We start from the raw sequence: 12559 nt of genomic DNA, 5'->3' as shown, positions 1-12559 counted from the left end.
GGGCTTGCTCGCGAAAGCGTCGTGTCAGTCAACATCAATGTTGAATGATCTACCGCTTTCGCGAGCAAGCCCGCTCCCACAGGGTTATGTGGCGTTTATTCGCCCGTGGCAACGCCACGCGCAGGCTCGTTGATCCACTCGCTCCACGACCCGGCATACAACGAACCCAACGGATAACCGGCCAGACACAACGCAAACAGGTTGTGGCACGCCGTCACGCCGGAACCGCAGTACGCCACCAGATCATTCGGCGAGCGATCGCCCAGTTTCGCGGCGAAACGCTGCTTGAGTTGATCGGCCGGGAGGAAGCGCCCGTCGCTGCCCAGGTTGTCGGTAAACGCCGCACATTGAGCGCCAGGAATGTGCCCGGCAACCGGATCGATCGGCTCCACTTCACCCTTGAAACGCGGCAGTGCGCGGGCATCGAGCAGAGTCAGTTCCGGCCGGGCGAGGCGCTTTTGCAGCTGCTCGGCACTGATCAGCAACGCAGAGTCAGGACTGCCGGTGAAGGAGCCACGGGTGATCGCCGGCGCATCCAGACTCAGCGGCAAACCAGCCGCATGCCAGGCCTTGAGGCCGCCATCGAGGATGAACACACCGTCGCGCTTGCCCAACCAGGCCAGCAACCACCAGGCCCGCGCCGCATAGGCGCCCGGACCGTCGTCATACAGCACCACTTCGCTATCGACGTTGATGCCAAAGGCTTGCAGGCGCTCGATCAAATGCGCCGGCTCGGGTAACGGATGACGCCCGGTCACGCCCTTGACCACGGTGCCACTCAGATCACGTTCAAGGTCGGCGTAGCTCGAACCGGCGATGTGCCCTTCGGCATAGCTGCGCTGACCGTAATCCGGGTCTTCGAGGGCAAAACGACAATCCAGAATCACCAGCCCCGGCTGGTCCTTTTTCAGGTCCAGTGCTTGCGGGCTGATCAGTTGCGCAATGGGCATAACGGGCTCCTGTGATTAAGTCGGCCTTGATCCTACTGTACTTCTTCCAGCGCCTGGGCCAGGGGCACGTAAAACTCCTCGAACAATGCATTGACCGCATCGCGGGACTGATCCGTGACGAACCCGGCTTCCAGCACCAGCACCTGATACACCCCGCGCTTAATGGCTTGCTCGCTGAGGTGGCTGGAGTTCTCCCGCGTGGTGCACAGGAAACGCACCCAGGACGTGAGGATGATCCAGGCATTGAGCGTCAGGGATTCAATCTGCACCTTGTCCATCTTCAGGATACCGGCGGCGACAAAACCTTCGTAGATCGCCGTTCCCTGGATCAGGCAGCGCTGGGAGAAGCGTCGATAGCGGTCGGCCAGGTCCGGATCGCTGTCGAGCAAATGTTCGAGATCGCGATGCAGAAACCGGTAGCGCCACATCGCCGCCAGCAGTTCCTTGAGGTAGAAGCGCTTGTCTTCCACCGTGGCGCCGCGCCCCTGGGGCGGGCGCAGGAAGCTGTCCACCAGGCTTTCGTATTCGCTGAACAGCACCGCGATGATCGCCTGCTTGTTCGGGAAGTGGTAGTACAGGTTGCCCGGGGAAATTTCCATGTGGGCAGCAATGTGGTTGGTGCTGATGCTGCGCTCGCCCTGTTGATTGAACAGCTCCAGGCTGTTCTGCACGATGCGCTCGCTGGTTTTGATCCGTGGGGCCATGGCTTGAGCTTTAATTCAGAGTGCGTTGACGGGCATCTTAGATCTATCCGCGAGCGGATAAAACAAAGCTGTTCCAGGATGTCATTTGACTTTATAGAGCATAAACTCTAAAAAGTGCTTCATTACAATAAATCCGGAGCCGACCATGACTGCTGAAATTTCCTACCTGCAGAACCTACAGCAGCCGCTGGAAGAGCTTCAGGCCCTGTTCGACGCTCAGCGTGCCGCCTACGCCGCCAACCCGATGCCACCGGCCGCGCAGCGCCTGCAATGGCTCAAGGCGCTAAAGGATTTGTTGAACAATGAACGCCAGGCCCTGATCGATGCGATCAGCCAGGACTTCAGTCATCGCAGCGCCGATGAAACCCTGCTCGCCGAGCTGATGCCCAGCCTGCACGGCATCCATTACGCCAGCAAACACCTCAAGGGCTGGATGCGAGCCTCGCGGCGCAAGGTAGGCGTAGCCTTCCAGCCTGCGTCGGCCAAAGTCGTTTACCAACCGTTGGGCGTGGTCGGGATCATCGTGCCGTGGAACTACCCGCTGTTCCTGGCCATCGGTCCGTTGGTCGGCGCGCTGTCGGCGGGCAATCGGGTGATGCTCAAGCTCAGTGAGTCGACTCCTGCGACCGGCTTGCTGATGAAGCAGTTGCTGGCGCGCATCTTCCCCGAAGACCTGGTTTGCGTGGTCCTGGGCGAGGCCGATATGGGCGTGGCGTTTTCACGCCTGCCGTTCGATCACCTGCTGTTCACCGGCGCCACCAGCATCGGCAGACATGTGATGCGCGCCGCCGCGGAAAACCTGACCCCGGTAACCCTGGAGCTGGGCGGCAAGTCCCCGGCCATCGTTTCCCGCGATGTACCGCTCAAGGACGCCGCCGAGCGCATCGCCTTCGGCAAGACCCTGAATGCCGGCCAGACCTGCGTGGCCCCGGACTATGTGCTGGTGCCGGAGGATCGCATCGGAGGTTTCATCGAAGCCTATCGCACGGCCGTCCGCGGGTTTTATCCGACGCTGGCCGACAACCCGGACTACACAGCAATCATCAATGAACGGCAACTGGCGCGCCTCAATGGTTACATCAGCGATGCCACCGGCAAGGGTGCGCTGCTGATGCCACTGTTCGACCAAGGCCAGGGCCGCCGGATGAGCCATAGCCTGCTGCTCAATGTCACTGACGACATGACGGTGATGCAGGACGAAATCTTCGGACCGCTGTTGCCGATCGTGCCGTACAAGGATCTGGATCAGGCATTTGCCTACATCAACCAGCGCCCGCGCCCACTGGCGCTGTATTACTTCGGCTACGACAAGCGCGAACAACAGCGCGTGCTGCACGAAACCCATTCCGGCGGCGTGTGCCTGAACGACACGCTGCTGCACGTCGCCCAGGATGACATGCCGTTCGGCGGCATTGGTGCTTCGGGCATGGGCCACTACCACGGCCATGAAGGTTTCCTGACCTTCAGCAAGGCCAAGGGTGTGCTGATCAAGCAGCGGTTCAACGCGGCGAAACTGATCTACCCGCCGTATGGCAAATCGATCCAGAAGCTGATCCAGAAGCTGTTCATCCGCTAACGATCATCACCGTCGGGTAATAACAATAATGAACCCAAGCCTGTCCGATTCACCCGCGCTGTCACGGCGCGGGCTGCTTAAATTCAGCCTCGGCGCCAGCGCCTTTCTCGCCACTGCCGGGTTGGGCGCCAGCCTCAGCGGCTGTTCGGCGAGCGTCCCGGCCAGTGGCTTCACCACATTACGCAGCGGCGACCTGCTGTTTTTGCGGGCGTTGATCCCGGTCATGCTCGACGGTGCCGTGACCTCCGAACGGATGCCCGAGGCTGTCGAGGGCACACTTGAAAGCCTGGATTACAACCTCGCTCACCTGTCGCCGGAAATGCTCAAGTTGACCCGGCAATTGTTCGATGTGCTGGGCATGGCCGTGACCCGCGGACCGTTGACCGGGATCTGGGGCAGTTGGGAAAACGCCAGCGCCGACGATATCCGGCTGTTTCTGAACCGCTGGGAAAACAGCTCGTTGAGCCTGTTGCGCATGGGTCACAGTTCCTTGCTGCAACTGGTGATGATGGCCTGGTACGGCCGCAAGGAGTCGTGGGCGCATTGCGGGTATCCCGGACCGCCCACTGTCTGATACCGAGTCGCCCCCTTCGCGGGCAAGCCCGCTCCCACATAGACCGTGTGACCCTGTGGGAGCGGGCTTGCTCGCGAAGGCGTCAGTCTTATCACCACAGCACCTGAACCATAATAAAAAGAGAACCCGAAAATGCCCGTACCCGATCCATTTCGCGAAGGCATGGCCCGAGGCTGGAAAACCTACAACGGCTCACAACTGACCCAGGACCTGACACTCGAAGCAGACCTGGCGATCATCGGCAGCGGTGCCGGCGGCGGCACCACCGCCGAAATCCTCAGCGCGGCCGGCTTCAAAGTACTGCTGATCGAAGAAGGCCCGCTCAAGACCAGCAGCGACTTCAAGCTGCTCGAAGACCAGGCCTACGCCAGCCTGTATCAGGAAGGCATCGGCCGCATGAGCAAGGACGGCGCGATCACCATCCTCCAGGGCCGGGCGGTGGGCGGCACCACGCTGATCAACTGGACCTCCAGTTTCCGCACCCCGGAGCCGACCCTGGAACACTGGGCCAAGGAGCATGGCGTCAAGGGTCACAGCCCGGCGGAAATGGCGCCGTGGTTCGAGAAAATGGAGCAGCGCCTGGGCGTCGCGCCGTGGATGGTGCCGCCCAACGCCAACAATGATGTGATCCGCAAGGGCTGCGAAGCACTGAATTACTCATGGCACGTCATCCCGCGCAACGTTCGCGGCTGCTGGAACCTCGGCTACTGCGGCATGGGCTGCCCGACCAACGCCAAGCAGTCGATGATGGTCACCACCATTCCGGCGACCCTGGAAAAAGGTGGCGAGCTGCTTTACCTGGCCCGCGCCGAGAAATTCACGATCAGCGGCGACAAGGTCACCAGCCTGCAATGCTCGGCGATGGATGAACGCTGCGTAGCGCCGACCGGGCGCACCATCACGGTCAAGGCGCGGCATTTCGTGCTGGCCGGTGGCGGCATTAACAGCCCGGCCTTGCTGATGCGTTCCGGTGCGCCTGACCCGCACAAGCGCCTGGGGAAACGCACGTTCCTGCACCCGGTGAACATGTCCGCTGCGTTGTTCGACGAAGTGGTCAACCCGTTCTACGGCGCGCCGCAGTCGATCTATTCCGACCATTTCCAATGGCAGGATGGCACCACCGGCAAGATGTCCTACAAACTGGAAGTCCCGCCCCTGCACCCGGCACTGGCCACGACGTTGCTCGGCGGTTTCGGCCAGGAAAACTCGCAACACATGGCCAATCTGCCCCATACCCACGCCATGCTGGCGTTGCTCCGGGACGGTTTTCACCCAGACAGCCCCGGTGGCAGCGTCGAATTGCGCGGTGACGACACGCCGGTGCTGGATTACCAGCTATCACCGTACGCCTGGGATGGATTGCGCCGGGCATTCCATACCATGGCCGAGATCCAGTTTGCCGGTGGCGCCAGGGCCGTGATGCCAATGCACGCCGACGCCCGTTACGTGAAGACCCTCGCCGAAGCCCGCACCCTGATCGACGGCCTGAGCCTGGAGTTGTACCGCACACGCCTGGGCAGTGCCCATGTAATGGGTGGTTGTGCCATGGGCGAAGACCCGACAAACGCGGTGACCGACAGCCTCGGCCGGCATCATCAGCTCGGCAATCTGTCGATTCACGACGGCTCGTTGTTCCCCACCAGCATTGGCGCCAACCCGCAACTGTCGGTCTACGGACTGACGGCGCAACTGGCGACTTCCCTGGCCGAACGTTTAAAAAACCCATGAAAATAGCGATTATTCCCATCGTCTATAGTGCTTTCTTACCCAACAGGCGACTTGGCCGACCGGGAAGGCTGCGATACCATCCGACTCCCCAACGGATTCCCGCCAGGACGACGCGATGAACCGAGTGTTGTACCCAGGTACCTTCGACCCTATTACCAAGGGCCATGGCGATCTGGTCGAACGCGCCTCGCGCCTGTTCGATCACGTGATCATCGCTGTCGCCGCCAGCCCGAAGAAAAACCCGTTGTTTCCCCTGGAACAGCGTGTGGAACTGGCGCGCGAGGTCACTAAACACCTGCCGAACGTTGAAGTCGTCGGCTTCTCGACGCTGCTCGCGCACTTCGCCAAAGAGCAGAATGCCAACGTGTTCCTGCGTGGTTTGCGCGCGGTGTCGGACTTCGAATACGAATTCCAGCTGGCCAACATGAACCGCCAACTGGCGCCGGATGTGGAAAGCCTGTTTCTTACGCCATCCGAGCGCTATTCGTTCATTTCCTCGACGCTGGTCCGTGAAATTGCTGCCTTGGGCGGCGATATCACCAAGTTCGTGCACCCTGCGGTGGCGGACGCACTGACCGAGCGCTTCAAGAAATAACCCCGCAAATACTGTAGGAGCGAGCTCGCTCGCGATGAACGTCAACGATAACGAGGGCCACCTGAATAAACGCGGTGCCCTCTTGTCCATCGCCAGCAAGCTGGCTCCTACAGTGCGTCGCCCCCGCGTGCAACACGGGCGCCAATGCGGCACAATTACACGCATTGGTTTATTGCGCCCGGGCCTGCCGCCCCGGCTGGAGTTAGCATGTCCCTGATCATCACCGACGATTGCATCAACTGCGACGTCTGCGAACCCGAGTGCCCGAACGCCGCCATTTCCCAAGGCGAAGAGATCTACGTGATCGACCCGAACCTGTGCACCCAGTGTGTCGGCCACTACGACGAACCGCAGTGCCAGCAGGTCTGCCCGGTGGATTGCATTCCACTGGACGAAGCCCATCCGGAGACGCAAGAGCAGTTGATGGAGAAGTACCGGAAGATTACCGGTAAGGCTTGATTCTCAGGTTTCCAGCGCTCTTGCGGGCCTCTTCGCGAGCAAGCCCGCTCCCACAATGGATCTGCGCCGTACACAAATCCCCTGTGGGAGCGGGCTTGCTCGCGAAGGCGTCATCAGCCTCACTGAAGCTATGACTGACGATCAGCTCTGACAACGCGGGCAAAAAACGCTCGCACGCTGCCCCAGTTTCACTTCCCGCAGCCCCGTGCCACAGACCTTGCAGTGTTCACCGCCACGGCCGTACACGAACAGTTCCTGCTGGAAATAACCGGGCTGACCATCACCGCCGATAAAGTCCCGCAGCGTGGTACCGCCGCGCTCGATGGCGGCCGCGAGGATGCGCTTGATCTCGATTGCCAGCCTCAAGTAACGCGCGCGGGAAATGCTCCTGGCTTCGCGGCGCGGGTCGATCCCGGCGGCGAACAACGCTTCGGTCGCGTAGATATTGCCGACGCCCACCACCACCGCGTTATCCATGATGAACGGTTTGACCGCCATCGAACGGCCACGGGACTGCTGGAACAGGCGCTCGCCGTCGAACAGGTCGGTCAACGGCTCCGGCCCCAGGCGAATCAGCAATTCGTGATTGAGCGGGTCGAGGCTCCAGAGCATTGCGCCGAAGCGCCGCGGGTCGGTGTAGCGCAGGGCCAGGCCCGACTCCAGTTCGATGTCCACATGCTCATGCTTGGCCGCTGGCAGCCCGGCCTCCACCAGACGCAAATTGCCTGACATACCCAAGTGGCTGATCAAGGTGCCGACTTCGGCATTGATCAGCAGGTACTTGGCGCGCCGCTCCACCAATACGATGCGCTGCCCGGACAGCCGCACATCGAGGTCTTCGGGAATTGGCCAGCGCAAGCGCCGATCACGCACGATCACCCGGCTGACACGCTGGCCTTCCAGGTACGGCGCGATGCCGCGACGAGTGGTTTCGACTTCTGGCAATTCAGGCATGGTGCTCCCGGATCAGGCTCATGGCCCGGAAAGGTCCGACACTCAGCGATGAGTGCCGAGGTCGCGGATCGTCTGCTTGAGGGTCTCGAAGTCGTAGTCCGAGAGGCCGACATAATCGAGCACCAGCGGCGCGATGCTGTTCCACTCGTGATCTTCGGTCTGATTGCCCAGCACCCGATGCGACGCGCAAATGTGCTCGGCCATTTTCAGGATCGCCAACAGGTTCTTCAACGAACTGTTGCGCGAAGTCTCATCGCTGAATATCGCCAAGGCATTGTGGTGATTGGCGATCGCCGCGCTCACGTGTTCCGGCAGGCGCCAGGACTTGGCCGTGTAATAGCCGACCACCGAGTGATTGGTATTGAACACCTGATTCTCCGTGTCCACCACCCGGCATTCGGCGCTGGCGTTGGCATAGGCCTGCTCCAGAACACCCATGTAGTCGGGGAAACGCTGGAGCATCAAGGGCACGCCGCAGTCGTGGAACAGGCCCAGGGCATAGGCTTCGTCGCCATTTTCAACGCCGATGCGCTTGGCCAGGGTCAGGCAGGTCATCGCCACGTCCTGAGCGGTGTCCCAGAAACGGTTCAGGGTGACAATGGTGTCGTCATTCATTTCGCCCTTGATCGACATCGCATTGATCAGGTTGATGACCGAGCGGCTGCCCAGCAGATTCACCGCGCGCTGGATCGAAGTAATCTTGTTGCTCAACCCGTAATACGGCGAATTGACGATCTTCAGCAAGGAACCGGAAAGCCCCGGATCCTGGGATATCAGTTTGGCAATGACTTCTAGATCCGGGTCGGGCATGTACTGCTCCATCTGCAAATCCACCATGATTTGCGGCTGGGCCGGTACGCTGATGCCCTGCAGGGCTTGTTGGATCTGTTCGGAAGTCAGCTCTTGGGACATTTGTGCACACTCTGGCGTCAGACGGCAATTCTAACCTTTATAAAGTTGGATCCGACATACCAAATCGCAAGACAAGTCTCTGTGGCGAGGGGGCTTGCCCCCGTTCGGTTGCGCAGCAACCGCAACACCAGCGAACTCAATGTACCTGATGCACCTCAATAACCGACTTTTGGGCCGGCTTCGCCGTCCAACGGGAGCAAGCTCCCTCGCCACATGTCCACTTGCAGGCCAATCCGGGGTCTCAACACGCTATACTCCCGCTCTTTTTTCCGGAGCGACGACATGTCCCTGCCTAGCCTGCGCCTCAAAGCCAACGCCGACCGTCGTCTGCGCAACGGTCACTTGTGGGTCTACAGCAACGAAATCGATGTAGCCGCTACGCCTTTGCACGGTTTCAAGGCCGGCGACCAGGCGATCCTCGAAGCCGCCGGCGGCAAGCCGCTGGGCATCGTCGCCATGAGCCCGAACAACCTGATCTGCGCCCGTGTACTGTCGCGCGACATCAAGCTGCCGCTGGACAAGTCGCTGCTGGTGCATCGCCTGAACGTGGCCCTGTCCCTGCGCGAGCGTCTGTTCGACAAGCCGTTCTATCGCCTGGTCTACGGCGACTCCGACCTGCTGCCAGGCCTGGTGGTTGACCGTTTCGGCGACATCCTGGTGGTGCAGATCGCCTCGGCGACCATGGAAGCCCATAAAGACGACGTGATTGCAGCACTGACCCAAGTGCTCAAGCCAAGCGGCATCCTGTTCAAGAACGACTCCGCCGCCCGTGACGCCGAAGGCCTCACGCGCTACGTCGAAACCGTGTTCGGCCTGGTGCCGGAGTGGGTCGCGCTGGAAGAAAACGGCGTGAAATTCGAAGCGCCGGTCATCCAGGGCCAGAAAACCGGCTGGTTCTACGACCACCGCATGAACCGCGCACGCCTGGCGCCGTATGCCAAGGGCAAGCGCGTACTGGACCTGTACAGCTACATCGGTGGCTGGGGCGTGCAGGCTGCCGCGTTCGGCGCCAGCGAAGTGTTCTGCGTCGACGCGTCGGCTTTCGCCCTCGACGGTGTTGAGCGCAACGCCGCGCTGAACGGTTTCGCCGAGAAAATGACCTGCATCGAAGGCGACGTGTTCGAAGCCCTCAAAGAGCTGAAAGCCAGCGAAGAACGTTTCGACGTGATCGTGGCCGACCCGCCGGCGTTCATCAAACGCAAGAAAGACATGAAAAACGGCGAAGGCGCCTACCGCCGGCTGAACGAGCAAGCCATGCGCCTGCTGACCAAGGACGGCATCCTGGTCAGCGCATCGTGCTCGATGCACCTGCCGGAAGACGACCTGCAGAACATCCTGCTGACCAGCGCCCGTCACCTGGACCGCAACATCCAGATGCTGGAACGCGGCGGGCAAGGTCCGGACCATCCGGTGCACCCGGCGATTGCTGAAACCCGCTATATCAAGAGCATCACCTGCCGGTTGCTGCCGAACAGCTGATAACGCAAAACCTCTGTAGGAGCGAGCCTGCTCGCGATGCTGGTCAACGATAACGCGGGGAACCTGATACCCCGCGGCGTCTTTGAATTCATCGCGAGCAGGCTCGCTCCTACAGGTGCAGGACACATCCTGATCCACTGCCGAAGCGACAACCTCCCGCACCACGCCTACCGTTTTCTCTTCCCATCACCGAAGAGGACAACGGAATGTCCAACACGCCAAAAACCCATCGATTACGCACCGGTCGGCACTCGCAATCCGGTCGCATCTATCACCTGACCGCTGTCACCCATGAACGACAACCATTCTTCCAGGATTGGCGCACTGGCCGCTTTTTGGTGCATGAGTTCAGAAGGGCTCAGGAAGCCGGCTATGCCACGTCTATAGCCTGGGTGGTCATGCCGGATCACTTCCACTGGCTGATTGAATTGCACAACGGTGATTTACCGAAACTGGTGCAAGCCACCAAATCTCGCTGCACACGCCTCATCAATCAGAGACGAGATCTATATGCTCCTGTATGGCAAAAGGGCTACTTCGACCGAGCCCTGCGTCGCGAGGAAGATCTGAAAGCCATCGCCCGATACATCATCGCCAACCCCCTACGCGCAGGCCTCGTCGACCATATCGGTGACTACCCACTCTGGGACGCCATCTGGCTCTGATGCACAAATCACTGTAGGAGCGAGCCTGCTCGCGATGGTCGTCAACGATAACGCTGGAAACCTGGCACCCCGCAGCGTTCTCGGGTTCATCGCGAGCAAGCTCGCTCCTACAGGAAATGGAGTGCCCGCACGTCTTGTGAATGCCGCCTCCTGGCTTGCAGCCATTCCCTCCAGCCGCCAGCCGTGTAGAATCGCGAACATTCATCGCCAGTCATCCCCGGCGGGTTTATGAGCTCAAGCTGAAGCGCGCGGCGATCCCGCAAAGTTATCGGCAACTTCCGGACACGCGGCCATTTCTGAGTGTTCCAGACGTCAATAGAAGCTCACTTCCCTTTTGATACCTGATTAGCCGCCCGGAGTGCTTCATGCCTGATTACCGCTCGAAAACATCCACCCACGGCCGCAACATGGCCGGCGCCCGCGCACTGTGGCGCGCCACGGGGATGAAAGATGACGACTTCAAGAAGCCGATCATCGCCATTGCCAACTCGTTCACCCAGTTCGTACCGGGCCACGTGCACCTCAAGGACCTTGGCCAACTGGTCGCCCGCGAGATCGAACGCGCTGGCGGCGTGGCCAAGGAATTCAACACCATCGCTGTCGATGACGGCATCGCCATGGGCCACGACGGCATGCTGTATTCGCTGCCGAGCCGCGAGATCATCGCCGACTCCGTCGAGTACATGGTCAACGCCCACTGCGCCGATGCGATCGTGTGCATTTCCAACTGCGACAAGATCACCCCCGGCATGCTGATGGCCGCCCTGCGCCTGAACATCCCGGTGATCTTCGTCTCCGGCGGCCCGATGGAAGCCGGCAAGACCAAACTCGCCTCCCACGGCCTCGATCTGGTCGACGCCATGGTGATCGCCGCCGACTCCAGCGCTTCTGACGAGAAAGTCGCTGAGTACGAGCGCAGTGCCTGCCCGACCTGCGGTTCGTGCTCCGGCATGTTTACCGCCAACTCGATGAACTGCCTGGTTGAAGCCCTGGGCCTGGCCTTGCCGGGCAACGGTTCGACCCTGGCCACCCACAGCGACCGCGAGCAGTTGTTCCTGCAGGCCGGCCGCACCATCGTCGAGCTGTGCAAGCGTTACTACGGCGAGAACGACGAGTCGGTGTTGCCGCGCAACATCGCCAACTTCCAGGCGTTCGAAAACGCCATGACCCTGGACATCGCCATGGGCGGTTCCACCAACACCATCCTGCACTTGCTGGCCGCCGCCCAGGAAGCCGAGATCGATTTCGACCTGCGCGACATCGACCGTCTGTCCCGTCACGTGCCGCAACTGTGCAAGGTCGCGCCGAACATCCAGAAGTACCACATGGAAGACGTGCACCGTGCCGGCGGGATCTTCAGCATCCTCGGCTCGCTGGCCCGTGGTGGTTTGCTGCACACCCAACTGCCGACCGTGCACAGCCGCAGCATGGAAGAAGCCATCGCCAAGTGGGACATCACCCAGACCGACGACGAAGCGGTGCACCACTTCTTCAAGGCCGGTCCTGCGGGTATCCCGACGCAAACCGCGTTCAGCCAGTCGACCCGCTGGGAAACCCTGGACGACGACCGTGAAAACGGCTGCATCCGTAGTGTCGAGCACGCTTACTCGAAAGAAGGCGGCCTGGCCGTTCTCTACGGCAACATCGCCCTGGACGGCTGCGTGGTGAAAACCGCTGGCGTCGACGAGTCGATCCACGTCTTCGAAGGCAACGCGAAGATCTTCGAAAGCCAGGACAGTGCCGTGCGCGGCATCCTCGCCGACGAAGTGAAAGAAGGCGACATCGTCATCATTCGCTACGAAGGCCCGAAAGGCGGCCCGGGCATGCAGGAAATGCTCTACCCGACCTCGTACCTGAAATCCAAAGGCCTGGGCAAAGCCTGTGCCCTGCTCACCGACGGCCGTTTCTCCGGGGGTACTTCCGGTCTGTCCATCGGCCACGCTTCGCCTGAAGCGGCTGGCGG

General features: G+C 60.9%; 12 protein-coding genes. 8 read left to right on the top strand and 4 right to left on the bottom strand.

Going from position 1 to position 12559, the window contains the following annotated elements; translation table 11 throughout:
• Window positions 1-95 precede the first annotated feature (95 nt).
• Together PMI28_RS01060 and PMI28_RS01065 are read right to left on the bottom strand one after the other, a co-directional pair.
• Window positions 96-950, bottom strand: a complete 855-nt coding sequence (locus PMI28_RS01060) for a sulfurtransferase (RefSeq protein WP_007992640.1) — start codon at window positions 948-950, stop codon at window positions 96-98.
• 32 nt (window positions 951-982) lie between these two features.
• Window positions 983-1654 carry a TetR/AcrR family transcriptional regulator gene (locus PMI28_RS01065; protein WP_007992639.1) on the bottom strand — a complete coding sequence of 224 codons (672 nt, stop codon included), beginning with the start codon at window positions 1652-1654 and terminating at the stop codon, window positions 983-985.
• Between the two features lie 145 nt (window positions 1655-1799).
• On the opposite strand from PMI28_RS01065, the gene PMI28_RS01070 reads away from it, so the two are divergent.
• From PMI28_RS01070 to PMI28_RS01090, 5 genes are all read left to right on the top strand, one after another.
• The gene (locus tag PMI28_RS01070) at window positions 1800-3230 is read left to right on the top strand and encodes a coniferyl aldehyde dehydrogenase (protein WP_007992637.1); all 1431 of its coding nucleotides are present in this window, start codon (window positions 1800-1802) and stop codon (window positions 3228-3230) included.
• Between the two features lie 28 nt (window positions 3231-3258).
• The gene (locus tag PMI28_RS01075) at window positions 3259-3804 is read left to right on the top strand and encodes a hypothetical protein (RefSeq protein WP_007992635.1); all 546 of its coding nucleotides are present in this window, start codon (window positions 3259-3261) and stop codon (window positions 3802-3804) included.
• Window positions 3805-3936: 132 nt separating this feature from the next.
• Window positions 3937-5532 carry a GMC family oxidoreductase gene (locus PMI28_RS01080; RefSeq protein ID WP_007992632.1) on the top strand — a complete coding sequence of 532 codons (1596 nt, stop codon included), beginning with the start codon at window positions 3937-3939 and terminating at the stop codon, window positions 5530-5532.
• 115 nt (window positions 5533-5647) lie between these two features.
• Window positions 5648-6127, top strand: a complete 480-nt coding sequence (coaD, locus tag PMI28_RS01085; protein WP_007975368.1) for a pantetheine-phosphate adenylyltransferase — start codon at window positions 5648-5650, stop codon at window positions 6125-6127.
• Between the two features lie 207 nt (window positions 6128-6334).
• The gene (locus tag PMI28_RS01090; protein WP_003176712.1) at window positions 6335-6586 is read left to right on the top strand and encodes a YfhL family 4Fe-4S dicluster ferredoxin; all 252 of its coding nucleotides are present in this window, start codon (window positions 6335-6337) and stop codon (window positions 6584-6586) included.
• Between the two features lie 141 nt (window positions 6587-6727).
• Here PMI28_RS01090 and mutM read toward each other — a convergent pair whose 3' ends face one another.
• Both mutM and PMI28_RS01100 read right to left on the bottom strand, forming a co-directional pair.
• Window positions 6728-7540, bottom strand: a complete 813-nt coding sequence (gene mutM, locus PMI28_RS01095) for a bifunctional DNA-formamidopyrimidine glycosylase/DNA-(apurinic or apyrimidinic site) lyase (RefSeq protein ID WP_007992625.1) — start codon at window positions 7538-7540, stop codon at window positions 6728-6730.
• Between the two features lie 42 nt (window positions 7541-7582).
• Window positions 7583-8452, bottom strand: a complete 870-nt coding sequence (locus PMI28_RS01100; protein ID WP_007992621.1) for an HDOD domain-containing protein — start codon at window positions 8450-8452, stop codon at window positions 7583-7585.
• Window positions 8453-8734: 282 nt separating this feature from the next.
• On the opposite strand from PMI28_RS01100, the gene PMI28_RS01105 reads away from it, so the two are divergent.
• From PMI28_RS01105 to ilvD, 3 genes are all read left to right on the top strand, one after another.
• Window positions 8735-9931 carry a class I SAM-dependent rRNA methyltransferase gene (locus PMI28_RS01105; RefSeq protein WP_007978942.1) on the top strand — a complete coding sequence of 399 codons (1197 nt, stop codon included), beginning with the start codon at window positions 8735-8737 and terminating at the stop codon, window positions 9929-9931.
• Between the two features lie 206 nt (window positions 9932-10137).
• A complete protein-coding gene (locus PMI28_RS01110; RefSeq protein WP_007992620.1) occupies window positions 10138-10596 on the top strand; it encodes an REP-associated tyrosine transposase in 459 nt (152 codons plus the stop codon).
• 365 nt (window positions 10597-10961) lie between these two features.
• Window positions 10962-12559 (top strand): dihydroxy-acid dehydratase (ilvD, locus tag PMI28_RS01115; RefSeq protein ID WP_007992618.1); only part of this gene is annotated, 1598 nt, incomplete at its 3' end.

Origin of the sequence: Pseudomonas sp. GM48, assembly GCF_000282335.1 — a bacterium.
GTDB lineage: Bacteria > Pseudomonadota > Gammaproteobacteria > Pseudomonadales > Pseudomonadaceae > Aquipseudomonas.
The sequence above is the reverse complement of the archived record's forward strand: the minus strand, read 5'-3'. Positions and strand labels throughout refer to the sequence as shown.

Bases quoted from the DNA above. Each gene is read 5' to 3' on its own strand.
- PMI28_RS01060 (WP_007992640.1), bottom strand. From the start codon at position 950: ATGCCCATTGCGCAACTGATCAGCCCGCAAGCACTGGACCTGAAAAAG.
- PMI28_RS01065 (WP_007992639.1), bottom strand. From the start codon at position 1,654: ATGGCCCCACGGATCAAAACCAGCGAGCGCATCGTGCAGAACAGCCTG.
- PMI28_RS01070 (WP_007992637.1), top strand. From the start codon at position 1,800: ATGACTGCTGAAATTTCCTACCTGCAGAACCTACAGCAGCCGCTGGAA.
- PMI28_RS01075 (WP_007992635.1), top strand. From the start codon at position 3,259: ATGAACCCAAGCCTGTCCGATTCACCCGCGCTGTCACGGCGCGGGCTG.
- PMI28_RS01080 (WP_007992632.1), top strand. From the start codon at position 3,937: ATGCCCGTACCCGATCCATTTCGCGAAGGCATGGCCCGAGGCTGGAAA.
- coaD (WP_007975368.1), top strand. From the start codon at position 5,648: ATGAACCGAGTGTTGTACCCAGGTACCTTCGACCCTATTACCAAGGGC.
- PMI28_RS01090 (WP_003176712.1), top strand. From the start codon at position 6,335: ATGTCCCTGATCATCACCGACGATTGCATCAACTGCGACGTCTGCGAA.
- mutM (WP_007992625.1), bottom strand. From the start codon at position 7,540: ATGCCTGAATTGCCAGAAGTCGAAACCACTCGTCGCGGCATCGCGCCG.
- PMI28_RS01100 (WP_007992621.1), bottom strand. From the start codon at position 8,452: ATGTCCCAAGAGCTGACTTCCGAACAGATCCAACAAGCCCTGCAGGGC.
- PMI28_RS01105 (WP_007978942.1), top strand. From the start codon at position 8,735: ATGTCCCTGCCTAGCCTGCGCCTCAAAGCCAACGCCGACCGTCGTCTG.
- PMI28_RS01110 (WP_007992620.1), top strand. From the start codon at position 10,138: ATGTCCAACACGCCAAAAACCCATCGATTACGCACCGGTCGGCACTCG.